The organism is Gordonia rhizosphera NBRC 16068, assembly GCF_000298195.1.
In the GTDB taxonomy this organism is placed as follows: domain Bacteria; phylum Actinomycetota; class Actinomycetes; order Mycobacteriales; family Mycobacteriaceae; genus Gordonia; species Gordonia rhizosphera.
On the sequence record NZ_BAHC01000125.1, the window covers coordinates 76889 to 103369 of the forward strand.

The window sequence follows — 26481 nt, forward strand, 5'->3', positions numbered from 1 at the left end:
CCCGCGCCGTAACGGCGCGGGTCTCATGTTGCCTTGGGGTATCCATTACGTTCGGAAATCGTGGCGGCGGCAGCTTTCACGTGTTCAGCGATCGCGTGCGGGTCGGTGATGCGGAAGGTCGGACCGGAGATGGTCACTGCGGCCACCACAGAACCGTCGAGGGTGCGGATGGGCGCGGCTATCGCGCTGAGACCGAGCTCGTGCTCGTCACGCGTCAAAGCCCAACCGCGATCGTTGACCAGCTTGAGCTGCGCTTCCAGTTCGGCGCGGTCGGTGATGGTGTAGTCGGTGAACCGCTCCAGCGGCCCGGCCAGCACTTCGTCGCGCTCCTCGGCGGACATGAATGCAAGAAAGACCCGGCCGGCGGACGTGGCGTGGATGGGCGTGCGTTGGCCGACCCAGTTGACCGTGGTGATCGTCGACGAGCCGATGACCTGGTCGATACTGACAACGGCGTCGCCGTCACGGATGGCGATGTTCACCGTCTCGCCGACCTCGGCTGCCAGTGTCTGACACACCGGGCGGCTGATGACGGACAGGTCGTACCTGCGCGTCGCCCCCGCCGCCAGCTGGACGACCCCGTAACCGAGGTGGTAACGCCCGCGGTTCTCCTCCTGCTCGACGAGGCCCCGGGCCTCGAGCGTGGCCAGCAGCCGGAACGCCGTCGACTTGTGCAGGCCCACATCGCCCGCGAGTTCGGTGACGGTGCTCGGGCCGCGCTGGGCCAGGACCTGAAGGATCGTTATCGCCCGGTCGACCGACTGAACAGACGTATCAGACCCCTGGCGTCCCGTTGGTGGCATGGGAAAACGATACCGAGCGCCTCGGTTCCGTTCGAGTCATGGTTGTTCCCGATCCACTCAGCGCACGAGTCCGGCCAGTTGACGACAGGTCACCGTCAACGTCGTGACGTCGAACCGGTCGAGTGTGGACAGATGTTGCATCATCGTCGAGAACCGTTGCAGACGAGGTTTGTTCGTCGATGTCCAGTTCTCGATGCAGTCCTGCACGCCGCCCGCGGATGCCGCAACCTCATCACACACCTGTGCGGTGAGCTGAGCAAGAGTGCGGTAGAGGTCGTCTCGAAGAGCTAGACGGGCGAGGTTGTCCCACCGGTCGGTGTGCGGCAACTCATCCACGGCCGCCAGCAGGCGGCTCACGCCAAGGATGTCGCCGAGCGCATGGTAGGCGGCTGCCACCCGCACGACGTCGGTCTCGGGGTCGAGCCGCTCGGCGATGTCGATGACGTCGAGCAGCGCGAAGGAATGCAGCAACGAAACAGCCGTCCACGCCGTGGAATCGTCGATGCCGTGGTGTCCGAGGAGCCGTGCCGCAGCCGTGACACGGCCGAGTTCATCACCGGTCAGAACGTCGGGCAGGGACTGTCTGAGGCTGTCGACCTGCTGCCGGTAGCGGCGTATCTCGGCACCGATGGCGACCGGCTGCGGCCGGGCCGTGAGCACCCGCCGTGCGGTGCGGTCGATCAGTTCGCGCGTGTCCAGGATGATCGAGTCCACCTCCGCGACCGGCAGAGGACTCTCCCACAGACGCTGCCACAGGGCGGGTAGGTCGTGGATCCCGATGGCGACCCGGTAGGCGCGCACCGCATCCTCGACCGTCGTCCCCAACTCGTGCTCGAGGCGATACGCGAAACCGATCCCGGCACCGTCGACCATCTCGTTGACCAGCATGGTGGCGATGATCTCGCGTCGTAGCGGATGCTCGACGATGGCATCGGCGAAGCACTCGACCAGGGCCGCCGGAAAGTACTCGAGGAGGTGATCCCGACACCACACCGAGTCCGGGAACGATGACTCGAGCAGTCGCGCCTTGAGGTCGAGCTTTGTGTGTGCCAAGAGTGTCGCGAGCTCGGGCCCGCACAGGCCTTCCTCCTGAGCACGCAGGGAGTCGAATTCGGCGGCGGTCGGCAGTGCGGCCAGTGCCCGGTCGAGCCCGGTCCTCGCCTCCAGATCCGCGACCATCTGTTCGTGGATAGTGACCATGCGGTGTGCGCGGGCACGGGCCAGTCCGAGAACGTGGTTCTGCCGACGGTTCTCGGCGAGGACGCGGTCGGCGACATCGTCGGTCATCGTCGACAGCAACGAGTTGCGTTCGGCGACGTCGATCCGGCAGGTGCGCACCAGGTCGTCGAGCAGTACCTTCAGGTTGACCTCGTGATCCGAGCAGTCCACGCCGGCGGAGTTGTCGATCGCGTCGGTGTTGAGCCGCCCACCGCGGCGGGCGAATTCGATGCGCGCACGTTGGGTCAAGCCGAGGTTGCCGCCTTCACCGATGACGCGCACCCGTAGCTCGCTCGCGTCGACCCGCACCGCGTCGTTGAACTTGTCCCCGGCATCGGCGTGGGTTTCGGCACTCGCCTTGACGTAGGTCCCGACTCCGCCGTTCCAGAGCAGGTCCACCGGAGCGCACAGAATGGCGCGGATCAGGTCGTTGGGCGACAACGACGTCACTTCGGCCCCCAGACCCAGCGCACCGCGGACCTGCGGGCTGATCGGTATGCGTTTGGCCGAGCGCGACCACACCCCGCCACCGGCGCTCAGTGCCGAGCGGTCGTAGTCGTCCCAGGACGACCGGGGCTGCCGGAACAACCGGTCCCTGGCGTCATGTGCCCGTGCCGGATCCGGTGTGGGGTCGAGGAAGACGTGCCGATGATCAAAGGCGGCGATCAACTCGATGGTGTCGCTCAACAGCATGCCGTTGCCGAACACGTCTCCGCTCATGTCGCCGATGCCCACGACGGTCACGGTGTCCCGCTCGGGATCGACATCCAGTTCGCCGAGGTGCCTCTTGACCGACTCCCACGCCCCGCGGGCGGTGATGCCCATGGCCTTGTGGTCATAGCCCACCGATCCTCCCGACGCAAACGCGTCGCCCAGCCAGAAGCCGTAGGAGCGCGCGACATCGTTGGCGGTATCGGAGAATGCGGCGGTGCCCTTGTCCGCGGCGACCACCAGGTAGGGGTCGTCGGTGTCGTGCCGGACGACGCGATCCGGTGGGACAAGGTGCATTTCGCCGGCGGCGGTGGTCTCGCGGTTGTCGGTGATGTCGAGCAGACCACCGATGTACCCGCGGTAGCAGTCGCGTACGTGATCGAGATCGTGTGCATTCTGCCGCACGACGAACCCACCCTTGGCGCCCACCGGTACGATCACCGAGTTCTTGACCGCCTGGGCCTTGACCAGGCCGAGGATCTCGGTTCGGTAGTCAAACAGCCGATCCGAATGACGCAGCCCGCCTCGTGCCACGTGTCCGAAGCGGAGGTGCACACCCTCGAAGCCGGGTGCGTACACATAGATCTCGAACTGCGGGACCGGCGCGGGGACGCGAGGCACGCCGCTCGGATCGATCTTGAACGACACGACGCCGCGATCGCGGAACCAGTTCGTGCGCAAGGTGGCATCTATCATCGCGCGAAAGCATCGCAGGATGCGGTCGTCGTCGAGTCCGCTGACTCGTTCGATGACCTCGTCGAGCGTCTCGGCGACAGACCGCAGCCGCAACTGTCGGTCGGCGAGATCCGGCTCGAAGCGCGCGCGGAACAGGTCGACGAGGAGCCTGGCGGCCTCGTGCTGCGCCACGAGGGTGTCGGCCATGTCGTTCAGATCGAACACGCTGCCGATCTGTCGCGCGTATCTGGCATACGCGCGCAGGACGACGACCTCACGCCAGCGCAGTCCGGCGGCCACGGTCAGACGCGAGAAGCGATCGGATTCGGCGCGGCCGCGCCACGCGGCTCGGAATGCCTCGACCAGGTCGTCCCTTCGCCGCTCCTCGACCTCTCCGAGCAACCCGGTGAGATCGATGCCAAGATCGTGCACCCAGACGCACGTTCCGTCGGATCGGGTGAACATGGCCGGGTGTTCGTCGAGGACATCGGCGCCGAGGTGCTGCAGGGCGGGTAACAGCCGGCTCAGCGGCGCAGCGGTCGTCAGGTAGATCGTCGCGCGCATGGCCGGGGTGACGCCGGTCGAATAGAGACGCATGTCCACGTCGTCGATCGCCAGATCCATGATCCGCCGCAGATCCTCAACGACCTGATCGACCCGGTCGATGCCCGCACGCGCACGGTAGGTCTCGGGCGTTCCTGCGAGCATCCCATCGAGTTCTTCCGGCTTCCATCGGGATTCGGTCTTCGCGAGCGCTGCTTTGACGTGGTCGTCCCAGGTGCGAAGCAGACCGGTCAGTTCGCCGCGCAGCCGATCGAGGTGCTCCGGGGTCGGCACAGGGTTGCTCGTCGCATGCAGGTCAACGTGGACGACGGTGCGATCCGAGCGGATCCCGTAGACACCGGATGTCACGACGGCACCACCGTGACCACGAGCAACTGATTCGACGAATGCATCGCGCTTGGTCGACGAGTACCGGGAGGTGGGCATCGTCACCAGATAGCTGGTGAGCCGGCCGTCCAGCGATGGCCGGACGTATACACCGACCTGGGTCGACCGCCCGTTGACCAGCGTGTCCGTGCTGATCGCCGCCATCAGCGAACCGTCGTCGGCCAGTAGTTCTTCGCGGGGCAGAGCGGTTGCGGTGTCGGTCACGATGCGCCCGGTGTGCGAGGTCGCCGAGCATCCGTGCGCGGCGAGTGCCGCGTCGAGATGTGCGGACAGCACCGGAATGTCGGCGATGTCCTGTGCGTGCGCGGCGACGGTCAGCGAGCCCACGAACTCGTGGATGAGCGTCTCGCCGGATTCGGTTTTTTCCGGGACCGCGACCAGCAGTCCCGGCTGCCCACCCAGGACGATCGGACCGACGGTCCGACCGATTGTCGTGGACGTGACGGTCGGCAGCATGCCGATGATCTCCGCCCCCAGGGACAGGACGGGGCGGTCTGTCCCCGCCCACCGCTTCCGATAACCACAGGGCGAGAAGTTACCTCCGGCAAGCCAACCGAGCATGCCACCGTGTTCGGGGTCGTTGCGGGAGGCGACTTCGGCAAACGTCGATCCGATCCGCACGGAGACCGAGCCGACCGCCCGGGCCTCGGCAACAGCCGACTCGACCGCGGATTGGATGACGAATGTGTCGGCCGAGGCGCCCGAGAGGAACTCCACCGATATCCACGCTTCCGGGACAACGGCACCGGTCACCTCCGCGTCTCCGTGCTGTGGGTCCCGGAACCCGAGCAGGACCCCGGAGGGATCACGCTCGACGTGCAGGACCGGGTGGATCACCCGCGCAGTCCGGCCACCCGCCCGGTCGATCGCGGTGAGGACCGCGCTGACCAGATCGGGTAGGTCGTCGGTGATGATGTCCACACCGCGTTCGCCGATGTCGATCAGCTCCGCACCAGGGGGGCGGTTGAGGCCGCGGGTGATCTGCGCGGCAGCCCTGTCGAGGGCATCTGATGCGCCATCACGACCCTCCCCGGGCCCGTCCATCGGGCCCGGGGACTGGACGCGGTATGCCGCGGCCAGTGCGGCGGTGAGGTCGGACCGGTTCTGTCCGGCGATGCTCGTCGTGACGGCGCCGTCGGTGTCGTCGCTGATCTCAGGGGTTCTCAACGTGGTCTCCGCCGTGGGTGGTGATGTGGTGGGTGGTGATGTGGTGGGTGGTGATGGCGTGGTGATGATCAGTCGCTGATGACCGACCGCAGGAAGAGCATCAGATTCGCCGGCCGCTCGGCCATGCGGCGCATCAGGTACGGGTACCACTGGCTGCCGAACGGAACATAGATCCGCACCCGGTATCCGTCGGCCGCCAGCTGCTCCTGCAGTTCCCGACGCACCCCGTAGAGCATCTGGAACTCGAAGTCGCGCTTGTCGATTCCGAGGCGCTCGGCGGCCGCCTTCACGATGTCGATGCAGGTGTCGTCGTGGGTTCCGAATGCCGGGTCGGGCAGGTTCTTCAGGGCCCATTCGGAGAGATAGTGGTATTCCGCGGTCACCTCGGCCGGGTCGACGATCGCCTTGTCGATCGTCTCCAGGAAGGCGCCCTTGACCAGCCGGATACGCGGCTTGATGTCGGTGAAGGAAGCCAGGTCGTCGGGAGTCCGGCGCATCGCTGCCTGGATCGCGACACGCGTATTCGGATGGCCCGGCAACAGCGAGCGGTATGCCTCGAGCGTCTGCGGTCCGACGGAGCTGTGCTCCATGTCGACCTCGACGGTGATCCCGGCCTCCGCGCCGACGTCGAGCAGTTGCTTCAAGTGGCCCTCACAGACGATCGGGTCGAGCCCGATACCGAGCTGGGACAGCTTGACCGACACCGTTGAACCCGGGGACTGGGTGGCCAGTGCATGGATGGTGTCGACATAGGCCGCGGTCGCCGCCGCCGACTCACTGAGGTCGCTGACGGTTTCGCCCAGCAGATCCAGACTGACGTCGATGCCCTTGGCGTTGAGTTCACGGGTCGCGGCAACGGCCTCGTCGAGGGTGGTGCCGGCGACGTACCGGGCAACCAACGGCTTGGTCAGCCTGTTACGGCTGATCGTCCGCTCGAGACGCTTGCTGTCCGCGGCGAGGAGGAGGGTCTTCTTGATCATGGTGTTCCTTCGGTTCAGATTGGTTTGTGTTTGAGTTGTTACAGGTCGATGGCCAGGTCGCCCAGGGGTTTCGAGCAGCAGACCAGGATCTTGTTGCGCGCGATCTCCTTCGGACGGATACCGCCGTTGTGCTGCATGTCGACCTCGCCGCTGAGCAACGTTGTCTTGCACGTGCCGCACATCCCCTGGCCGCATGACGACGGCATCCGCACACCTGCCGCCAGCGCTGCGTCGAGCACGGTCTCGTCCTCGCCGCAGCGGATCGTCTGGCCGCTGGAAGCGAGTTCAACGGTGTAGGTGGTCACCGATGCGTCGTCGTCGGCGGCGGCCGCGGTGTCGTCCGGTGTCAGCGACTCGACAACCGTACGATCGGCCACGGGCAGGGTGTCGAACGAGAAACTCTCCTCGTGATACCGGCGCATGTCGAACCCGAGGTCGTCGAGGATCCGCCGGGCCGCGGACATATAAGCCGCAGGGCCGCAGGTGAAGGCGACGCGTTCGGCGAAGTCGGGTGCCATCGTCTCCAACATCGCGGCCGTCAGCCGGCCCCGCAGTCCCGTCCAGCGCTCGGCGGGATAGTCGCTCTCGCACACATGGACAACACGGAGACTCGGCATCACCGCGGCCATCGCGTCGAGTTCCCGGCGGAACAGGATGTCGGCGGGGGTGCGCGAGCTGTGGATGAACACGATGTCGGCGTCCGAGCCCAGATCGAACAGGGTGCGGGTCATCGACATCACCGGGGTGATCCCACTGCCCGCGGACAGGAACAGGTATTTGGCTGCGGACTCTTCGGGCAGGGTGAACGTCCCCAGCGGGGCCTGAACAGAGACCTCAGCGCCGGGAACCATGTTGTCGTGCAACCAGTTCGACACCTGACCACCGACCACACGCTTCACGGTGATGCCCAGTAGGTGTGGGCGGCTCGGGGGCGACGAGATCGTGTAGCACCTGCTGACCGTCGTACCGTCGATGTTCAGCTGCAGGGTGACGAATTGCCCCGGTTCGAAGTGGAAGGTTCGGCCGACAGGCGGTTCGAAGAAGAACGACTTCACGTCGTGGGTGATCTCCTGAACCGTCCGGCAGACCAGGCGCACCTCGTCGTCGTCTCCCCAGAGGTCGGTGGTGACATCGAGACTCGGCGTCGAGATCGGGCGGATGGGTGGAACGGCGAGCGAGCGCGCCGCATACTGAGTCGCCGTCGTCATGGCGAGACCTTTCGAAGATGAAACGGGTTGGCGGGAGTCAGGACTCGAAATGAGCGCGGAGACGCTGGATGTACCAGTTGACGAAGGCCTCGACATCTCCCTCGACCATGGAGTACGGGCCGGGTATGTAGCCCGGATCGGACACGCCCTTCTGCGCTCCCGCAACCAGGTCGCGGTCTTGGAGGTTCGTCGCGTTCCACACCGACGTCAGGTTCTCGAGGTTGTAGTCGACCCCTTCCCGGGCGTCCTCGTGCACCAGCCAGGTGGTTCGGACGAGACTGCGTCCAGGGGCGAGGGGAAGGACACGGAACACCACGGCGTGATCGCTCAGCAGGTGGAACCAGGAGTTCGGCTGCATGTGGATCGACAGGTCGCCGAACCGCGCGTCGGGGATGTTGCCCATCAGCTTGTGGCACACCGGCTCACCGTTCGGGCCGAATGACGAGCCGGATCCGTCGAGCGGTAGGTGCGAGACCTGGAATCCGGTTACCCGCGTGTCGAGTTCCCGTCGTTCATCGCGAGGGAAGTTGCTGCGCGAACATGCCTTGGTCAGGTGTTCCTGTGCTGTCTGGTACCGCTCGAAGACGGGTCGCATCCGCGGGGTGATGTCGTTGGCGGAGTATCCGAACAGCGGGAAGTACGCCGTGATGAGCTCGGGATGCGCGCCGTCGCAATGCTGGCACTCCCGGTTGTTCTCCATCACGAGCTTCCAGTTGCCCTCCTCGATCAGGTCGGACTGATGGGCGACCTTCGTATGGACCAGATCGAATGGGGCGATATAGGGCTCGAGGACGGCCGCCACCTCGTCGAAGTCGGGCGGGGTCTCGTCGGCGAGACAGACGAAGATCAATCCGGCGACGCTGCGCACATGCACCGGGCGTAGGCCCAGTGCCGACCGGTCGAACCCGGGCGGCTGCGACTCGGCGTATACCAGCGTGCCGTCGACGCGATAGGTCCACTGATGGTAGGGGCACACCAGATTGCCCACCGAACCGCATCCGTTCTCCAGGAGGCGGGAACCGCGATGCCGGCACACGTTACGGAAGGCACGTACCTGCTCATCGTCGTCGCGGACGATGATCACCGAATACGGGCCGATGTCGATGGTCACGTAGTCACCCGGGTCGGGAATCTCCGCCTCGGTTGCGCTGAACAGCCAGTGCTTGGCGAACACGGCGGCGAGATCGAGGTCGAAGACCTCCTGACTCGTATAGAACTCCGCCTCCAGGCTGTAGCCGACCGCACGACGGTCGATGAGTGCTTCGACGTCGCCCGCGGGCGACAGGGTGTCCAGGTTATTCATGGCAACTCCGGGAAAAGGCGGGCTCCTGGCTCGTGGCCTTGCCCGGTTTCATCCGGGACATTTGTGCCGTATTACGAAACATGAGCGATGTACGAAACAATGATCGCCTGGGAGGGACCTCGTGTCAACCCCGGCGTATGACCGTCGGGCAACCTTCCCCCAGTAGCCGCGCTTCGGGCAAAGACCCAGCTAACACCGCACCAGACCGCTCGAGAGTCGACACATACACAAATTGATATCGCATCTGAAACATCGAATTTACGTGCGATTTTGGCCTTGACATCACCGCATCAACATTGTTTCGTAATACGGGTTAGTTCCTCAATACAGAACGGAGGTTCGTTATGGGACCCACCGAACACGAGCGCCAATCAGCCGAACACAGCGTCCCCGCGTCCGACGCCCACCGAACCACTGACGAGAGCAGCGACGCCGGATTCCCCGTCGACAAGGTCGTCTTCGGCGGCGGGATGGCTCTGACCCTCGCCTTTGCGGGCTGGGGTGTCATCGCGCCCGAATCACTGGCCTCGACCGCGTCGATGCTCCTCGACTCGGTCATCAGCTCGGTTGGGTGGGTATACGTCCTGGCCACCACGGGGTTCGTCGCTCTGATGCTGTGGCTCGGGCTATCGCGTGTCGGCCGGATCCGGCTCGGACGCGACGACGAACGGCCGGAGTTCAGCACCGTTTCCTGGATCTCGATGATGTTCGCGACCGGCATGGGGATCGGACTGATCTTCTGGGGGGTCGCGGAGCCGGTTTCCCATCTCATGACACCTCCGATGGGTCGCGCCCAGGGCGGAACAACCGAGGCTGCGGAGCTCGGGATGCAGTACACGTTCTTCCACTGGGGTCTGCAGCCGTGGGCGCTGTACGGCGTGGTGGGCCTGGCCCTCGCGTACGTCACGTTCCGTAAGGGCCTACCGAATCTGCTGAGCTCGATCGTGTTGCCGCGCAAGGATCCATCCCATCCCGCGCGACGGGCCGTCGACATCTTCGGCCTGTTCATCACGACCTTCGGGGCAGCGACATCACTGGGACTGGGCGCCCTGCAGATCAACAGCGGCCTGGCCAGGGTTTTCGGCGCCCCCATCTCCAACACCATCTCGATCGTCGCGATCGTCATCCTCACCGCGCTGTTCGTGATCTCCGCCGTCTCCGGCACCGAGCGCGGTATCAAGTGGATGTCCAACACCAACAGCGTGCTGGCGCTCTCTCTGCTCATCTTCGTCTTCGCCTTCGGCCCGACGATCTTCCTTGTCAACATGTTCGTCACGTCCACCGGCGACTACCTGTTCGGACTGATTCCGATGTCGTTCGAGACGGGAGCCTTCGGGGGCGGGGACTGGCTGTCGGGTTGGACGATCTTCTACTGGGCGTGGTGGATGTCCTGGGCGCCCTTCGTCGGCACATTCATGGCCCGCATCTCACGGGGTCGCACGATCCGGGAGTTCGTCATCTGCGTCCTGATCGTGCCCACCTTCGTCAGCATGATCTGGTTCGCTGTCATGGGCGGCACCGGCATCCGGTTCCAACTCGAGGGGACCGCGGACATGGCCGGCTCATTGTCCAGCGGCGTCGAGAACACCCTGTTCACACTCCTCGACGCACTCCCGGTGCCGGCGATCGTCGCGGTCGTGGTGATGCTTCTGATCATGACGTTCTACGTCACCGGCGCAGACTCCGCGTCACTCGTGCTCGGCATGCTCTCGCAGCGCGGTACGTTGCACCCGAAGACCTGGCTGGTCGTCACCTGGGGCTCGATGATCGGCGTCGTCGCCATCGCACTGCTGCTGGCCGGCGGGCTGGACGCGATACAGACGACTGTCATCGTTTTCGGTGTTCCCTTTGTCGTGGTGATGGTCATCGCCTCCGTCAGCCTCGTGCGTCAACTGCGAGCCGAGCGGCCCGGCGAGGATCTACCGACAGATCGGGTGCAGCGCTCTGATGTACACAAGGTCCTGGATCCGGCAGCGACGCAGGATCTTCCACTGGTGGAACGGATGCCGGTGAGGGCACCGGCGATCGACCCTGCCGCCGAGATGATCGGCGACAGACCGAACTCGCCGACCGGGTCGGGTATCGTTCGCCGCTGAGGCGACCGCGTGTGCGGGGTGCGTCGGCGGACGCACCCCGCACAGCGTTTGCATTGACCCAGCCATCACCGATCACCGAACCCAAGGTGCACAGATGAAGATCTCGGAATTTCACGTCTACCAGGTCGACTTGCCCGTCCGTGGCGGACCCTATCGGATGTCGAACTCGGAATTGTTCAGCGTCCGATCGACACTGGTGAAGCTGGTGGCCGACAATGGGCTCGCCGGGTGGGGCGAGACGTGTCCGGTCGGACCGACGTATGCCGAATCACATCCCGCGGGTGCACGGGCCGCGCTCGGCTTACTCGGGGAAGGATTGATCGGGAGCTCCGTACAGCCCATCCCGCTTCATCGGCGGATGGACTCGATGCTGTACGGACACCGATACGCGAAGGCGGCCGTCGACATTGCGGCACATGACCTGCTGGGCAGGCATTTCGGAGTCAGCGTGGCCGATCTACTGGGTGGCGCACTGTCGGATCACGTCCCGTCGTACTACTCGTTGATCGTCGACGATCCGGACGAGACGGCTCGTGTTGCCGCGGAGAAGGCCGCGGAGGGCTTTCCGCGGCTGCAGATCAAGATCGGTGGCCGCGCGGTAGAAGAGGACATCGCGGCGGTGCGCCTGGTGTGGGAGGCGGTGCGCGGCACCGGAGTCCGACTGGCGGTGGACGCCAATCGCGGATTGAACACTCGTGACGCCATCCGACTGAGCCGGCAGTGCCAGGATGTACCGTTCGTCCTGGAGCAGCCGTGCAACACCATCGACGACCTACGGGTGATCCGCCCGATCGTCGGGCACGGCATCTACATGGACGAAAACAGCGTCGACCTGAACACCGCCGTCGTCGCGGCAGGCACCGGCCTCGTCGACGGCTTCGGCATGAAGCTGACCAGGATCGGCGGGCTGCACCCGATGCGCGCCTTCCGCGACGTGTGCGCGGCCCGTCTGTTGCCGCATACCTGCGACGATTCTTGGGGCGGCGACATCATCGCGGCAGCATGCACACACATCGGCGCCACGGTGTCTCCGCGCCAACTGGACGGGGTGTGGATCGCTGCGCCTTACATCGACGGGCACTACGACCCCACCAACGGCATTCATATCATTGCCGGACATATCAAGGTGCCCACCGGCGCCGGGCTTGGCGTGACGCCCGACGAGGCCGTGATCGGCGCCCCGGTCGCGTCGGTCGGCTGACAGTCACGGGCCACCGCATTCCGCAGGTTCGAGTGGACGAGCTCCTGCAACATCACGTCGACGAGTTCGACTCCGGGCCGGCCACTTCCGTGGTCAGCCCGGAGTCGAGTACTGGTCAAGCCGGCCGGAGCCCGTCCGGCTCGAAGAAGCAGCTCAGCGGAGCAGCTCAGCCTTTGACGACGGTGTCGCCGAAGTGCTTGGGGAATCGCGGCTGACCGTTCCAGGCGGTCACGCCGCCGTCGACCGCGATCTCCTGGCCGGTGACGTAGGACGCCAGGTCCGAGGCCAGGAACAGCATGACCTTGGCGATCTCCATCGGCGAGCCCACCCGGGACATCGGAATGTTATCCATGTAGCTCTGGAATGCATCCGGATGCCCGCGCAGCGGGCCGGTCAGCTGCGTCTCGATCAGACCGGGGGAAATGCAGTTGACGCGAATGTTGTCCAGCGCATAGTCCAGTGCCAGGTTGCGGGTGTAGTTGATCACGCCGCCCTTGGCCGCCGCATAGGCGTTGAAGCCGTAGTCGGCGCGGGTGCCGGACACCGAGGCGGTGTTGATGATGCTGCCGCCATGGCTCATCAGGTGTGGCACGGCGTGACGGCAGGTGTGGAACAGGGCGTTGAGGTTGACGTCGATGATCTTGTGCCAGTCGGCCGGATCGATCAGGTGGGTGCGGCCGTAGATGCCGAAGCCGGCGTTGTTGACCAGAATGTCCAGGCCACCGAGGAAGCCCACGGCCTGCTCGATCATCGGTCCGATCTGCTCCGGCGCGGAGAGGTCGACCTCGACGAACGCAGCCTTGGCGCCCAGTTCGTCGGCCAGTTGCTTGCCTCGATCGGCATTCATGTCGGCGATGACGACGCTGGCGCCGTGTTCGAGGAACAACCGTACGGTCTGTTCGCCGATGCCGTTGGCGCCTCCGGTGACGATGGCCTTCTTGTTCTCCAGCATGCCCATGAGAGTTCCTTTTCTTGTTGTGGGAGTTCGATTTTCGAGGTTGACGGTGGTCAGTCGGCGATCTTGACGAGCTGCTTGCCGATGTTCTCGCCGGTGAAGAGGCGTCGCAGGGCGCTCGGCGCGTTCTCGAGACCCTCGACGATGTCGATCTGGTTCTTGATCTTTCCCTCGGCGGCCCAGGTGGCGAGGTCGGCGATCGCCTGCTCCGCCCGATCGAGGCGATCGAAGACCAGGAAGCCGCGCATGGTGCCGCGCTGCAGGGTGAGGTTGAAGACGTTGCGCACCGGGACCAGTCCCTGGGATTCGCTGTAGCCGGAGATGGAGCCACAGAGCGCGATCCGCGCCCCGACCGCGACGCGGCCGAGTACCGCGTCGAGGATTTCGCCGCCGACGTTGTCGAAGTACACGTCGATGCCCTCCGGGCACGTCTCGCCGAGGCGCGCGTCCACGTCCTCGTTCTTGTAGTCGATGGCATCGTCGACGTTGAGCTCGTTGCGCAGCATGTCGCACTTGCGGGGTCCGCCCGCGATGCCCACGACGCGAGCACCCTTGATCTTCGCGATCTGGCAGACGACCGAGCCGACGGCCCCCGCCGCACCGGAAACGACCACCGTATCGCCGGCCTTGACCTCCGCCACGTCGATCAGGCCGATGTAGGCGGTGAGCCCGGTGATCCCGAACAGCGACATCGCGGTCGGAGCGTCGACGCCGGCGGGGATCGCCACCGGCGGGATGAGGCCGCCGAAGGGGACCCGTCGCTGACCGCGTAGTCCTGCCAGCCGAAGGCGCCGGTTACGACGTCGCCGACCTGGAAGTCGGGGTGGCGGGACTCGACGACCTCGCCGGCGGATGCGCCGACCATCATCTCGCCGATCTCGACGGCAGGGATGTAGCTGTCGAACTCCATGTAAGTGCGCTGTGCGGGGTCGCAGCTGAGCCACCGGTTGCGAACGAGGAACTCACCCTCGGCAATCGAGGGCACTGGCTCGACCGTCAGATCGAAATCCTGGGGGCCCACGATTCCCGTCGGGCGCTTGGCAAGCAACCACTTGCGGTTCTTGTTGGTCATGATTTGCTGTCATCTTCCTGTAATCACTGTGATTCACCACTGAACAATGTCAGTTATGTGAGTCTGCGCTCGCAGAGGCCAGGAAGTATTGACAGTAGAGACCACGCATTTGACAGTAGAGAGCATGTCTGTGATCCGGGGCACATCGTTGCGCGGCTATCCGGAGCTGGTGTCAGAGCTGGGCGGCGACCCGGATGTACTCCTCGCGTCCGTCGGCATCCGGGCGGCCGATGTCGGCAACTTCGACGCGTTCATCACCTATCTGGCGCATATCGACGCTGTCGAGTCGGCGGCCAGGGCCACGCAGACACCCGACTTCGGACGCCGGCTCGCCGAGCGCCAGGGCATCGAGATGTTCGGACCGGTCGGTGTTGCGGCACGCACGGCGAAGTCCGTGGCGGGAGCGATCGACATCTTCGAGAACTATCTCGGCACCTACAGCCCGTCCAATTCGGTGGTGATAGACGCGGGCGACGAAACGTCGTTCTTGGAGTTCAAGATCCTGATTCCCCACCCGCCCGCATGCCCGCAGACCTTCGAACTGGGGCTGGGCGTGATGCTGCGGGTATTGCGCTTCCTGCTCGGGTCAGGCTATGCACCGACGACGGTCCACATTCCGCACGCCCCACTGGTATCGCCGGAGGAGTATCTGCAGTACTTCTCCTGCACACCGAAGTTCTCTGCGACGCGAGCCGGTATGACCGTGCTGGCCTCCGAACTGCGGCGACCGATGGTGCGCGACGAGATGGCCCATCGGGTCGTGCTCGACTATCTCGACACCGTCATCGATCGGCACCGGCCGACGATGTCGTCATCGATACGTGAGCTCGTCCGGCAACTTCTGCCAACGGGTTCGGCCACGGTCCCGATCGTCGCCGAGCAATTTCGCGTGCACCCGAATACGTTGCGGCGCCGACTCGTCGCCGAGGGGACGAGCTTCAACGCCGTGGTCGACGATGTGCGACGCGAGATGGCCGTGCGTTATCTGCGGGACACGGACATTGCCTTGAGCCACCTTGCCCGCGAACTCGGCTACTCCGAGCAAAGCGTCCTGTCCCGGTCGTGTCAGCGCTGGTTCGGCTCGAGCCCGGCCCCGCTGCGGGTGAAGTGGCGACAGTCGCCACCACCGAACGCGAGCCGATCTGTCGCGGCGGGCAGTCCCACCGCCACAGATCGGCGCGGGAATCAGCCGAACTGTTCAACAATCATCTAGCGGACACTTTGTCCATTCAAGGACCTCTGGTAGCGGCAGGGTCATGACGATGCTCACCCAGAGCCGGATAGACCCAACCGAGGTACCGCGAGAGTTCGCGGGCACCCCACCGCACCAACTCGGCCACCGACCGGCCCTCGTCCGGCGCAGCCAGGATGCCGTCCCGGAGACCGCTGACCGACAGCGACGCCGCGACGCGTCCGTAGTGATCGAAAATGGGCGCACCGATGGCCGCGATACCCGGGGTCACCGTGTTGTCGCTGATCGCCAGCCCGGCTTCCCGGATCGCTTCAAGCTGGGCGTACAGCTCTGAGCGCGATACGGCATCGCGCCGAAGATCCTCGCTCGACGATGCGATCGACGCGTACTCATCCCAGGCCCCTTTCTCCTCGAAGGCGAGCAGCGCGCGTGGTGCGGCCCCGACATGCAGGGGTAGCGAACGCCCCAACTGCAGAACCGTGCTGTTCACCCGCACCCCGTCGATGCGCTCGATGCAGACCGCGCGCGGGCCGTTGCGCACGCACAGGAAGGTCGTCTCCCCGGTGGCGGCATGAATCTCCTCGAGAATCGGACGGGCCGCCTTGCGGATGTCGAGTCCTCGCAGCAGCTCCGACGCCAGGGTGAGAAGCTTGCCCCCCACTCGATAAGCACCCCGTGGCGTGATCTGCTCGACCCAGCCGAGCTCGACCAGGGACGCGAGCATCCGATACACCGAGCTGGCCGGTTCGCTGGTGAGTTCGGTCAGTCGAGCAGATGTCGCAACACGTTCTGCGGCAAGGGCTTCCATGAGCGCCCCGGCCTTGAGGATCAGTGCGGGCGAGCGTGTTCCGCTCCGCTCACCCGCCGAGTCGGCTCCCCCCCGGCTGAGCGGACCCGGCGGCACTGGGCGCTTCATCGAATCGGCGATCGCACGCGCAGCGATCTCGAGGACCTGCGCCGCCGAGTCCGCCTGGGGCACGACGCTGGCCCGCAGACCGGCGACCGAGACCACACCGACGAGCACGTCGTCACGGCGCACGGGTACCGCCACCGACGCGATGCCGTCGACGATCTCGCTGTCGGCGACGCTGAAACCGCGCGTCACCGTGGACTCCAGCAGAGCGCGCAGCTCAGCGATGCCCGTGGGCGTCCCCGATGCCAGCGGTTCGAAGTCGGCCGAGGCCAGCAGCTCGGCCTGGGCTTCGGGCGGCGCGAAGGCCAGGGCCACGTGCGATGCGGCGCCCGCATGCAGCGGGAGCACACGGCCGGGCTCGAGGTCCCGCAGGTCCACGACCGCCCCCGCCTCCTGATCCAGACACAACAACCCGCCGGCGCCCGGCACGGCGAAGTAGGCGTTCATGCCGACCTGCTCGCGCACCCAGCGCAACTGTTTGTGCAGTTCACGCCGATCAACGAAAGCCTCGACGACCGCATCGCCCCAGCGCAGCAGCCCCGGACCCAATTCGAGTTGGCCGGTGGCGCCACCGCGCACGATCTCCAACTGGTCGAGTGCCGCGGCGATCCGGTAGACGCTCGGCCTGGGCTCGTCCACGGCTTTCGCCAATTCGGCCGGGGTCGAGGGACCTGATCGTGCCAGTTCGTCGATGATCTGGCCCGCCTTGGTGAGCAGTTGTATGGAGTTCACCGCGCCTCATCCCTTGGTTCTCGGGCCTGGCCTGTGGCAGGCGCTCCCGAACAATCGACGTTGGCCATATCCCTTTCTACCAGAGTCATGGTACTGTACGAACACCTCGTCCATTGTATGAGAGTGAATCTTCCAAACGATCGCAGGAGGGTCACGTCGATGACCTACGACTTCGTCTATCAATCTCTGCCGATGAGAGTCCGCTTTGGTGCCGGTTCCCGCAGCCGGCTGGCCGAGGAACTCGACCACCTCGGCCTTCATCGCGTGCTGGTGCTGTGCTCACCCGGACACGACCATGTCGCCCAGCAGGTCGCCGACCTGCTCGGCGACCGCAGCGTCGGAATCTACCCGCACGCCGTGATGCACGTTCCGGCCCACGTCGCCGAGAAGGCCAGCGCCACAGCCGCCGACCTCGGTGCCGACGGCTGCGTCACCGTCGGCGGGGGTTCGGCGATCGGCCTCGGCAAGGCGATCGCCCTCAAACATCGGCTGCCCATCGTCGCCGTACCGACCACTTACGCAGGCTCCGAGATGACACCCGTGTGGGGCCTGACCACCAACGGCCGCAAAGAGACCGGGCGCGATCAGGCGGTCTTGCCCCGCAGCGTCGTCTATGACCCCGAACTGACCACGACCCTCCCGGTTGCGATGTCGGTGACCAGCGCGTTCAATGCCATGGCACATGCGGTCGAAGGGCTCTATGCACCCGATACGAGCCCCATCGTGTCGCTGCTGGCCGAAGAGGGCGTCCGCGCACTGGCCGCCTCTCTGCCCGGTGTGGTTGCCGATCCGACCAGCCTGGATGCTCGCAGCGAAGCCCTCTACGGCGCCTGGCTGTGCGGGGCCACCCTCGGCGCCACCACCATGTCACTGCACCACAAGCTATGCCATGCGCTCGGCGGCACGCTGAATCTGCCACACGCCCAAACCCATACGGTTGTCCTTCCGCACGCGCTGGCCTTCAACGAGCCCGCGGCCCCGACTGCGGTTGCCGCGCTGAGCCGCGCGCTGCCCGGCGACGGAGCGCCGTCCCTCCGAATCTGGCGGATGTCGCGCGACCTCGGAGCGCCGGCGTCGCTGGCCGAACTCGGCATGACCGAGGACGACATCGACCGCATCGCCGACGAGGTCACCGCCCGTCCCTACGGAAACCCGCGCCCGGTCACGCCCGACGCGGTCCGTGCCCTGCTGCGCGCGGCGTGGTCCGGAGACCGTCCCAGCCAACACTGAACCCATCCATCAGCACACAACCACGATCGGGAACACCATGACCACCACCGACGTCCACACCGCCGACTCCGCGCAGGATGCAATCGAAGAACGCTTGATCCGCAACGTCATTCAGTCCTTCGACAACTGCGAGAATCCGCGTCTGAAGTATCTGATGCAGGCGCTCGTACGACACACCCACGCCTTCATCCGGGAAGTCCGGCTGACCGAATCCGAGTGGAACACGGCCATCTCGTTCCTCACCCAGGTAGGCCACATCACCGATGACCGCCGCCAAGAGTTCATTCTGCTGTCCGATGTGCTCGGTGCATCCATGCAGACCATCAACGTCAACAACGAGGCCTACGGCGACGCCACCGAGGCAACCGTGTTCGGACCCTTCTTCGTCGACGACGCACCACGCATCGACAACGGCGGCGACATCGCCGGTGGGGCCCCGGGGCAACCGTGTTGGGTCGAGGGCACCGTCCGCGACACCGACGGTGCGCCCATCCCGAACGCCCGGATCGAGGTGTGGGAAGCCGACGAGGACGGCTTCTACGACGTCCAGTACGGCGACGACCGGGTCACCGGGCGAGCACATCTGTTCAGCGATGCCGAAGGCGGATTCCGCTTCTGGGGACTGACTCCCACCCCCTACCCCATCCCCCACGACGGCCCGGTGGGCAGGATGCTCGAGGCAACCGGACGCTCGCCGATGCGGGCCTCGCATCTGCACTTCATGGTGTCGGCACCGGGACAGCGCACACTGGTCACCCACATCTTCGTCCGCGGCGACGAACTGCTCGCCTCCGACACCGTCTTCGGGGTCAAGGAATCACTCGTCAAAGACTTCGTGGCACAGGAACCGGGCACACCCGCTCCGGACGGCCGCGAACTGAACGGGGCGAGCTGGGCCCGCGCACGCTTCGACATCGTGCTCGCCCCTGACCACTGACACCCGATTCCTGGAGTCGCGGTCAAGCCCGACGAAGCCATGACGGACGTCAATTCCAGACTGTGACCGGGCGGCAGCACCTATGCCCCTGAGAGACCGACCACATCTCGGCGCGACGGGAACAAAGCCGATTCCGACGGCGGTTGCGCCTGTCGTGTCGATCCCTCCCCTGAGTGCCGTGTCCCGGAGCGCCGCGTCCCTATGTGCTCTGACATGTGCCGGTGCGGCGAACCGTTCCCCGTTCTTCGTGCCGGTCGGGCGCTGCTGATGCGCCAGGGACCTCTCGCCGGGCGCTACCCGGCCCTCGCGGTCATGGTGACGTTTGCGCTGATCCCGTTCCTGGCGCTGTCTGCAGCCATCGAACCGCTCGTGCCCACCATCACCGAGCAGCTCGACATGTCCGCGCAGGCAATGAGTCTCGCGCTGGGGCTCGCGAATGCCGCCTACGCGGCGGGCACGGTGCTCGCGGTGCAACTCGCACAGCACCTGCCCCAACGGAGGATGTTGGTGGCCTACGCCGTCGTGCTGGTGACCGGTGCGGTGTTGGCCGCCGGCGCGCTCAACGCGACCATGTTCACCTGCGGCCTCGTCCTGCTCGGGCTGGCCACGAGCATGTTGCTCATCGCCGCGGCACCGCCGCTGACCATCGGTTTCCCGAAGGCTCGACTGCGGCAGACGGCGATGATCATGAACATGTGCGTCTTCGGCGCCGTCGCCCTCGGCCCGTTCCTCGGCGGTGTGCAGTCCGCCGCGCACGAATGGCGACCGCTTTTCTGGGTGATCGTCGGCGTGGCACTGCTGGCGCTGCTGATGGCCGTGCTGACCTTCGACGACGCTCCGCCCGCCGACCGGGATGCGCCGCGCGACCTGCGGGCGATCGGCATGGCCGCAACAGGCTGTGTCCTGGCCTTCGTCGGCGCGTCCCAACTCGCCTCGCACGCCCTGACCGACACCGAGGTCCTCGTGCCCATGCTCGCGGGACTCGCGCTGATCATCGGGTTGATCGTCTACCAGTTCCGCGCGTCGCGGCCGCTGCTGACCATCCGCTCGGTGTTCACCAGCTCGATCCCCGTCGCCGGCCTGGGGGTCGCCCTCTTCGCGGCGGCCGGTTCGGTGGCCGCGACGACACTGACGGCCAACGCCCTCATGGAGCAGCTCAGCCCGCTGCGGGTGGGACTGCTGTATCTGCCCGAACTCGGCGGGGCGATCCTCATGGCGGTGCTGTTCGGCACCGTCATCACCCGCCGCGCCATGCACTTCCTGCCGTTGATCGGCATGACGCTGTTGGCGATCGGCATCCTGGTGTTCCAGCTCGCGTTGCCGGCGAATCAGCCGCTGGTCATGCTGGGCGCGGCGCTCACCGGTCTCGCCCTCGGCGCGACCGTGGCGCCGGCGCTCTTCGTCGTCGGCTTCTCGTTGCGGTCCAACAGCTTGCAGCGGGTGTTCGCGATCATCGAGCTGTTGCGCGCCGTCGCCGCGTTCATGGTGGCGCCGGTTCTCACCCACTTCGCCCTGACCGTGGCCGCCGACCGCTCGGTGGGAACCGGCTACGCATTGTGGATCGGCTTCGGTCTGGCCGTGGCCGGGGCACTATTCGGGGTGGCGGTCTACGCGGCCAGTGGCGCACGCCCCGCCACCCCCGACCTCGATCACTTCCTGGACGGCGAAGAACCGGCATGGTTCTCGCCACCGTTGTTCGCCCGCCTGCGCAGGGTGTCGGCCCCGACGCTCGGCTCGGCCACCACCTCGACGCATTCGGTACTGACGCAACCGGCTCTGCGCGCACCGATGGAGGCGCGGTCACCGGTCTGCTTCGCCTACGACGGGAGTGACCTCGCCGATTCGGCCATCACCCGGGCCGCCGAGTACTTCGACTACGGGCGGGACGCCGTCGTGGTGTGCGTGTGGCAGCCCGCCGACGTCGGGTTCACCACCGGCGAGCGGCACCTGGATCCCAACAACGCCTCGTCCGTGTGCGGCGTCGCCGAGCAGACCGCGCAGCGCGGAGCAGATCTGGCCGAGAAGGCCGGATTCCGCGCTCGAGGGATCGCCGTGGAGGCCGCGCCGACCTGGCGGGGCATCCTTCGCGCCGCAGCCGAACACGATGCGAGCATGATCATCATCGCCCCGCACCGTCGCACCGGGATACTTGGTCACTTGCAGGGCAGCGTGGCCGAGGCCGTTGCCGCCAACGCCTCGATCCCCGTGCTGATGATGCCGTCATGTGGTCCCTCGGGTCCGAAACCGGCCGGCGTCGACGTACAACGGCAGGACGCAGTCATCGACGAGTTCGTCGATGTCGCGGTCACCCAAGGTGCCGCGCAGCAGAATCTCGTGCCGTAGCAAGTCCAACGGCAAGGCGGCCACCCGTGCCGGAATCGGTGAATCACCGAGTTCTCCGCGCTCTCGCGCCCGCTCGATGAGTAGGCCGGTGGCCTCGCCGCTGCGCGCGAAGATGAGTTCACGCAGTTGACTGGCTGCCTCCTGGTCGACGTCGGCGAGCACGCCGAGCATGATCTGTCGTCGGTTGTGATGTTCGAGTTGCTCGCGGCCGTGGCGCATCATCATCACCAGATCCCCTCGCAATGAACCGGTGTCGGGCACCGACAGGTCGACCACCTGGGCGTGCTCCCAGGCAGCCAGGACCATCTGTGCTTTTGTCGACCACCGGCGATAGAGGACCGGTTTGCTGGTGGCCGCCGCGGCCGCCACCCCCTCGAATGTCAGTCCGGCGTAGCCGTGCCGCCACAGTTCCTCGATCACCGCGGCGTAGATCGCGTTCTCCAGGTCGGCACCTCTTCGTCGTGTCGCCCGCACGACCACCTCCTTGGGATACGTTGCGTTTCTTAACACTCTCACCTACCGTATTAGAAACTATCCGTATCTTATAGGAGGTTGTCCGATGGCGATGACACCCAACCCCCAGTCATCCACCTCGGCGCCGCCGGCGAAGCTGGTGATCGGCCTGATCGCGGGCGTCGCGATCCTGTTGGCCCTGATGGTCACCGCCTTCGCGCTGCCGGCCGCGCGCTCCGCGCCCCACCAGGTGCCGATCGGTGTGGTGGCCACGGCCGCGACGACCCAGCAGCTCACCGATCAACTCGACGGGTTCGACGTCACCGCCTATCCGACCGAGTCCGCGGCCCGCGCGGCGATCGACCATCGTGAGATCTACGGCGCGATCATCGTCGACGGCCGGGATGTCACCGCCCTCGTCGCCTCGGCGGCCAGCCCCGCGGTCGCCGCACTCCTCACACCCATCGCCCAGCGAGTCGCCTCGTCAACCGGCGGAACCGCGCACATCGAGGACATCCGCGCTTTCCCCGCCGACGACCCGCGTGGTGCCGGCCTGGCTGCCGGTGCCCTGCCACTGGCCCTGGGCGGATGGATCGCCGCGATGGTCATCATGTTGCTCATCCACACCCCGGGTGCCCGGCTCCTCGCGGTCGCCGGGGTCGCCGTCGTCGGCGGTCTGGTCCTGGTTGCCACCCTGCGCTTCGTCATCGGCACCTTCGACGAGCACTTCTGGACGATCAGCCTGGTCGCCATGCTCGGCATCTTCGCCACCGCCATGATGGTCCTCGGCCTGCGTGAACTGTTCGGCGGCCCGGGCCTCGCGCTCGCCGCGGTGCTGCTCATCTTCCTCGGCAACCCGCTGTCCGGACTCGCCAGCGCACCCGAGATGCTGCCCACGCCGTGGGGTGCGATCGGACAGCTCCTCCCGCCGGGAGCCACCGGAGCACTTCTGCGCGACGTCGCCTTCTTCAACGGGCACGGCGCAGCCGGACCCGTCCTCGTCCTCATCGTGTGGCTGGCCATCGGCCTGTCGCTTTATGTCATCGGAGTCCGCCGCAACCGCAATCAGCACCAGGCCGACGACGACTCCATCACCGTCGGCCGACACACCGTGCCCAACGGGTGACTTCGGTCCCGACCTTCGATGAAATTCGGCCCTCCCGCACGGGCCGTCGGGTGTGCAATGGTGATAATGATCGGGGGTTGACCGTGCGCGCGGAAGGGGTCCCCGATGATCAAGGTGGTGGTGACCGACCTCGACGGCACCCTCACCCGCGGTGACGAACTCTCCGCGGAAGCGCTCGGCGCTCTCGATGCTGTTCGACGCGACGGCATGCTCGTCGTGCTTGCCACCGGGCGCATCCAGTCCGAACTCGAGGCGGCCTTCCCGCAGATCTCGCGACACGTCGATGCGATGGTGCTGGAGAACGGCGCGGTCGGCGTCGTCGGCAACACGACGATCGAACTCGCGTCGCCGGTAGACGAGGATGTGGTGCGCGAGATGGCCGCACGCGGAATCCCGTTTCGTCGCGGTCAGGGATTGTTGGCGACCACCACCGAGCATTCCGACGCGATCACGTCGGTCATCGCCGAGGTCGGATCGGACTGCCAGGTCGTGCACAACCTCTCCGAACTGATGGTCGTCCCGGCCGGCACCACCAAGGGCACCGGTGTGGTCGCCCTGCTGCGGCGGCTTGACCTGTCGCGTCACAACGCGGTCGCGATCGGCAACGCGGAGAACGACATCGCGCTGCTGAGCGTGGCCGAGATCGGCGCGGCGGTCGCCGATGCGGTGCCGTCGCTCAAGCGGCATGCCGATGCGGTGCTCAGCCATCCCAATGGTCCCGGTGTCGCCGAGCTCCTGGCGAAGCCCTACGTCACCGGGCTACAGCGCTGGTGTCCGTCCCGGCACTGGATCCGAATCGGAAACTACGACGGTCCTGAACAGGTGCCCGCGACGGTTCCTGGCAGTCAGGCACGCATCCTGGTCACCGGGCCGAGTGGCTCGGGCAAAAGCTATGTCGTCGGCCTGATGGCCGAGCAGTGGATCCTCGCGGGCTACAGCGTCCTGGTGGTCGACGCCGAGGGCGATCACGCCGGACTGAGCCGGCTGGCCCGCGTCCGGGCCGTGGACGCGGCCCACCACCTGCCGGCACCGACCGAGGTGGCGGGGATGCTCGAACACAACACCAGCGTCGTCGTCGATCTGTCGGCTCTCAACGAGTCCTCCCGGGCGAGCTACATGTCGCGGCTGCGGTTGTGTGCGGAGGCCCGGCGCGAGGAACGCGGGTACCCGCACTGGATCGTCCTCGATGAGGCCCATCTCCTGCGCCACGAGGCCAGCCTCGGCTGGGCGCACCGCGGCGGCTACGTGCTGTCGACGTTCGTTCCCGCCGAACTACCCGACGACGAACTCGAACAGTGTGACGTGACCGTCGTTCTGCCCGACGTCGACGTCGGGGGCCATATCTCGGAGCAGCCGCGGCGGTTCGCGACGCTCGAACTCGAGGGTGGACCGGCGCGGCCGTTCACCATGGGTGAGCGGATCACGGCCCACGTACGGCATCGGCACAAGTACGCAGACAAGACCCTCCCGGAGTCTCGGCGCTTCTACTTCCACGCCGAAGCTCCCGATGCGGAGACCGCCGGGACGGTCCGCGAGTTCAGTCATCAGCTGGCGTGGCTGCCCCCGGACATCGTCGAGTTCCATGCCGAACGCGGAGACTTCTCGCGGTGGTTCCGTGACACCTTGGCCGATTCCGACGCGGCCGACGAGATCGCAGACGCCGAAGAGCATCTCGCGGCTCAGCGTGCGGCCACGATCGAGCGGGTGCGGCGACGCATCATCGAAACGGTCGATCGACGCTACGCCCTCGACGCCGGCAGAGCGCGCGCGTCTGCCGATGAGGGCGAGGTCCACGGAGCCGTCGGCAGCCGGTGAACGGTCGACTCACGCCGTCCGCGGCGCGAGTTGACTGACTCCCCCACTCGGACGCGCAGCGCGGTCGGCGCAGATCGGTCAGCGGGGTCGCCACCGTTTCCAGACCGCACGCCCGGTGGCGCGGGTCTTGCCGTCGAAGAGCAACTGCGCCTCGCACACGATTTCCGGCTCGGTGGCCTCGACGATGACCGCGCGCAGCTCAACCGGGCTGTCGAGCGGACTGGGGCGTAGGTACCGGACATCGATGCCCGCGGTGAGATAGGCCAACTCCGCACCGGGCAGCGGGCCCCAGCCCTGGATCGACGCCTCGTTCATGACGCCGGCAGCCGAGTGGCAATCGAGCAGGGTGGCGATGATACCGCCGTTGAGAAACCCGATACCGTTGTCGTGCTCGGGCCACGGCATGAACGTCGCGGTGACACACCCGTCACCGACATAGCTCTTGAGTCGCAGTCCGCGCTCGTTCGCCGGCCCGCAGCCGAAGCACGTCATCATCGGGAAGATTCGGTCCTGGATCGCGATCTGGTCCACAGATGAACACTAGCGAGCATCAAGATCCAGCGCCCCTCCCTTGCCCGCAGACGTAGCGGGAATCGGCGCCCAGAGCCGATTCCCGCTACGTCTGCGGGAGCGGTGGGGGCCGGCGTGCGCCTTTGCGGTGTGGCCGGTCAGGACTTCACGAGCCGCGCGATGGCGTCGGCAGCCTCCTTGAGTTTCAGCTCGGCCTCGGGGCCACCCTGCTTGGCGGCGTCGACGACACAATGCCGCATGTGATCATCGAGCAAGCCCAGCGCGACACCCTCGAGCGCCTTGGTGAGCGCCGAGATCTGGGTGAGGATGTCGATGCAGTAGACCTCTTCGTCGACCATCCGGTGGATCCCGCGGGCCTGTCCTTCGATGCGTTTGAGCCGTGCGAGGTAACGGTCCTTGTCGGCGATGTAGCCATGGTGTGCGTGGGTGTCGGCCTCGGATGCCGGCGTGCTGTTGGCGGCCATGACGTGGTGCTCCTCGCTGTGACGGGTAGGGACGGCATCCTTGCGGTATACCCTATGGGGGTATACGTTAGCAGATACCGATACCCGCTAAGGGTATCGGAACGTGAAGCGAAGGAGTGACCATGACGACGACCGAATACCAGGTGACGGGCATGACCTGCGGTCACTGCGAGATGTCGGTGCGCGAAGAGGTCGGTGAGGTACCCGGCGTCGAGGACGTCCAGGTCAGCGCCGAGACGGGCAAGCTCGTGATCACCAGTTCGGATGCGATCGACGACGACACCGTGCTCGCCGCCGTGGAAGAGGCCGGTTACTCGGCAGCGCGAGTCGGATGAGGCAGGCCGGGTGATGCGCCCGGTCACCACACCCCAGCCGTAGCCGGGTCTCACCGCCCGCCAGCAAGAA

At 66.1% G+C, this 26481-nt stretch carries 20 protein-coding genes and 1 pseudogene; 9 read left to right on the top strand and 12 right to left on the bottom strand.

Annotation, left to right across the window (positions count from 1 at the left end):
* Positions 1 to 23: 23 nt before the first annotated feature.
* From GORHZ_RS15485 to GORHZ_RS15505, 5 genes are all read right to left on the bottom strand, one after another.
* A complete protein-coding gene (locus GORHZ_RS15485) occupies positions 24 to 803 on the bottom strand; it encodes an IclR family transcriptional regulator (RefSeq protein WP_006334474.1) in 780 nt (259 codons plus the stop codon).
* Between the two features lie 57 nt (positions 804 to 860).
* Complete coding sequence (locus tag GORHZ_RS15490) at positions 861 to 5525, bottom strand: NAD-glutamate dehydrogenase domain-containing protein (RefSeq protein ID WP_051998939.1); 4665 nt, start codon at positions 5523 to 5525, stop codon at positions 861 to 863.
* A gap of 68 nt (positions 5526 to 5593) precedes the next feature.
* A complete protein-coding gene (locus GORHZ_RS15495) occupies positions 5594 to 6505 on the bottom strand; it encodes a proline dehydrogenase family protein (RefSeq protein WP_006334476.1) in 912 nt (303 codons plus the stop codon).
* 38 nt (positions 6506 to 6543) lie between these two features.
* Positions 6544 to 7713 carry an FAD-binding oxidoreductase gene (locus GORHZ_RS15500; RefSeq protein WP_006334477.1) on the bottom strand — a complete coding sequence of 390 codons (1170 nt, stop codon included), beginning with the start codon at positions 7711 to 7713 and terminating at the stop codon, positions 6544 to 6546.
* A 37-nt stretch (positions 7714 to 7750) separates the two neighbouring features.
* Positions 7751 to 9016 carry an aromatic ring-hydroxylating oxygenase subunit alpha gene (locus tag GORHZ_RS15505; RefSeq protein WP_006334478.1) on the bottom strand — a complete coding sequence of 422 codons (1266 nt, stop codon included), beginning with the start codon at positions 9014 to 9016 and terminating at the stop codon, positions 7751 to 7753.
* A gap of 344 nt (positions 9017 to 9360) precedes the next feature.
* On the opposite strand from GORHZ_RS15505, the gene GORHZ_RS15510 reads away from it, so the two are divergent.
* Both GORHZ_RS15510 and GORHZ_RS15515 read left to right on the top strand, forming a co-directional pair.
* Entirely contained in the window at positions 9361 to 11112 is a 1752-nt protein-coding gene (locus tag GORHZ_RS15510; protein WP_006334479.1) for a BCCT family transporter, read from the top strand.
* Between the two features lie 94 nt (positions 11113 to 11206).
* A complete protein-coding gene (locus tag GORHZ_RS15515) occupies positions 11207 to 12313 on the top strand; it encodes a mandelate racemase/muconate lactonizing enzyme family protein (protein ID WP_006334480.1) in 1107 nt (368 codons plus the stop codon).
* Positions 12314 to 12479: 166 nt separating this feature from the next.
* On the opposite strand, the gene budC is transcribed toward GORHZ_RS15515, so the two are convergent.
* Genes budC through GORHZ_RS31680 form a run of 3 tightly spaced genes read right to left on the bottom strand, consistent with a single transcriptional unit; the run spans position 12480 to position 14340 of the window.
* Positions 12480 to 13271: a meso-2,3-butanediol dehydrogenase gene (gene budC / locus GORHZ_RS15520; protein ID WP_006334481.1), complete on the bottom strand. Its 792-nt coding sequence runs from the start codon at positions 13269 to 13271 to the stop codon at positions 12480 to 12482.
* A 50-nt stretch (positions 13272 to 13321) separates the two neighbouring features.
* Positions 13322 to 13996 carry an MDR family NADP-dependent oxidoreductase gene (locus tag GORHZ_RS15525; protein ID WP_006334482.1) on the bottom strand — a complete coding sequence of 225 codons (675 nt, stop codon included), beginning with the start codon at positions 13994 to 13996 and terminating at the stop codon, positions 13322 to 13324.
* The gene (locus GORHZ_RS31680; RefSeq protein WP_006334483.1) at positions 13915 to 14340 is read right to left on the bottom strand and encodes a putative NADP-dependent oxidoreductase; all 426 of its coding nucleotides are present in this window, start codon (positions 14338 to 14340) and stop codon (positions 13915 to 13917) included. Before GORHZ_RS31680 ends, GORHZ_RS15525 begins: the two co-directional genes overlap by 82 nt.
* Before the next feature lie 124 nt (positions 14341 to 14464).
* On the opposite strand from GORHZ_RS31680, the gene GORHZ_RS15530 reads away from it, so the two are divergent.
* On the top strand, positions 14465 to 15553 hold the full coding sequence (locus tag GORHZ_RS15530) for an AraC family transcriptional regulator (protein WP_006334484.1): 1089 nt from the start codon (positions 14465 to 14467) through the stop codon (positions 15551 to 15553).
* A 16-nt stretch (positions 15554 to 15569) separates the two neighbouring features.
* Here the strand turns inward: GORHZ_RS15530 and GORHZ_RS15535 are convergent, their stop codons facing one another.
* On the bottom strand, positions 15570 to 17177 hold the full coding sequence (locus tag GORHZ_RS15535) for an IclR family transcriptional regulator (protein WP_006334485.1): 1608 nt from the start codon (positions 17175 to 17177) through the stop codon (positions 15570 to 15572).
* Between the two features lie 159 nt (positions 17178 to 17336).
* Between GORHZ_RS15535 and GORHZ_RS15540 the strand changes: the two genes are divergently transcribed.
* From GORHZ_RS15540 to GORHZ_RS31685, 3 genes are all read left to right on the top strand, one after another.
* The gene (locus GORHZ_RS15540) at positions 17337 to 18407 is read left to right on the top strand and encodes a maleylacetate reductase (RefSeq protein ID WP_006334486.1); all 1071 of its coding nucleotides are present in this window, start codon (positions 17337 to 17339) and stop codon (positions 18405 to 18407) included.
* 37 nt (positions 18408 to 18444) lie between these two features.
* Complete coding sequence (locus GORHZ_RS15545) at positions 18445 to 19344, top strand: hydroxyquinol 1,2-dioxygenase (RefSeq protein WP_006334487.1); 900 nt, start codon at positions 18445 to 18447, stop codon at positions 19342 to 19344.
* 267 nt (positions 19345 to 19611) lie between these two features.
* The gene (locus tag GORHZ_RS31685) at positions 19612 to 21687 is read left to right on the top strand and encodes an MFS transporter (RefSeq protein ID WP_006334488.1); all 2076 of its coding nucleotides are present in this window, start codon (positions 19612 to 19614) and stop codon (positions 21685 to 21687) included.
* On the opposite strand, the pseudogene GORHZ_RS31390 reads toward GORHZ_RS31685, so the two are convergent.
* Positions 21682 to 22203: pseudogene (locus GORHZ_RS31390) on the bottom strand (TetR/AcrR family transcriptional regulator); the annotation flags it as partial. The gene GORHZ_RS31685 and the pseudogene GORHZ_RS31390 overlap by 6 nt on opposite strands.
* 43 nt (positions 22204 to 22246) lie before the next feature.
* Between GORHZ_RS31390 and GORHZ_RS15555 the strand changes: the two are divergent.
* Together GORHZ_RS15555 and GORHZ_RS15560 are read left to right on the top strand one after the other, a co-directional pair.
* Positions 22247 to 23266 carry an ABC-2 transporter permease gene (locus GORHZ_RS15555; protein ID WP_006334489.1) on the top strand — a complete coding sequence of 340 codons (1020 nt, stop codon included), beginning with the start codon at positions 22247 to 22249 and terminating at the stop codon, positions 23264 to 23266.
* Positions 23267 to 23371: 105 nt separating this feature from the next.
* Positions 23372 to 25081: an HAD family hydrolase gene (locus GORHZ_RS15560; protein WP_006334490.1), complete on the top strand. Its 1710-nt coding sequence runs from the start codon at positions 23372 to 23374 to the stop codon at positions 25079 to 25081.
* A 78-nt stretch (positions 25082 to 25159) separates the two neighbouring features.
* Here GORHZ_RS15560 and GORHZ_RS15565 read toward each other — a convergent pair whose 3' ends face one another.
* Entirely contained in the window at positions 25160 to 25612 is a 453-nt protein-coding gene (locus GORHZ_RS15565) for a PaaI family thioesterase (protein WP_006334491.1), read from the bottom strand.
* A gap of 137 nt (positions 25613 to 25749) precedes the next feature.
* Positions 25750 to 26076: a metal-sensitive transcriptional regulator gene (locus GORHZ_RS15570; protein ID WP_006334492.1), complete on the bottom strand. Its 327-nt coding sequence runs from the start codon at positions 26074 to 26076 to the stop codon at positions 25750 to 25752.
* Positions 26077 to 26198: 122 nt separating this feature from the next.
* Here GORHZ_RS15570 and GORHZ_RS15575 point away from each other — a divergent pair, with 122 nt between their 5' ends.
* Entirely contained in the window at positions 26199 to 26411 is a 213-nt protein-coding gene (locus GORHZ_RS15575) for a heavy-metal-associated domain-containing protein (RefSeq protein WP_006334493.1), read from the top strand.
* Positions 26412 to 26481 lie beyond the last annotated feature (70 nt).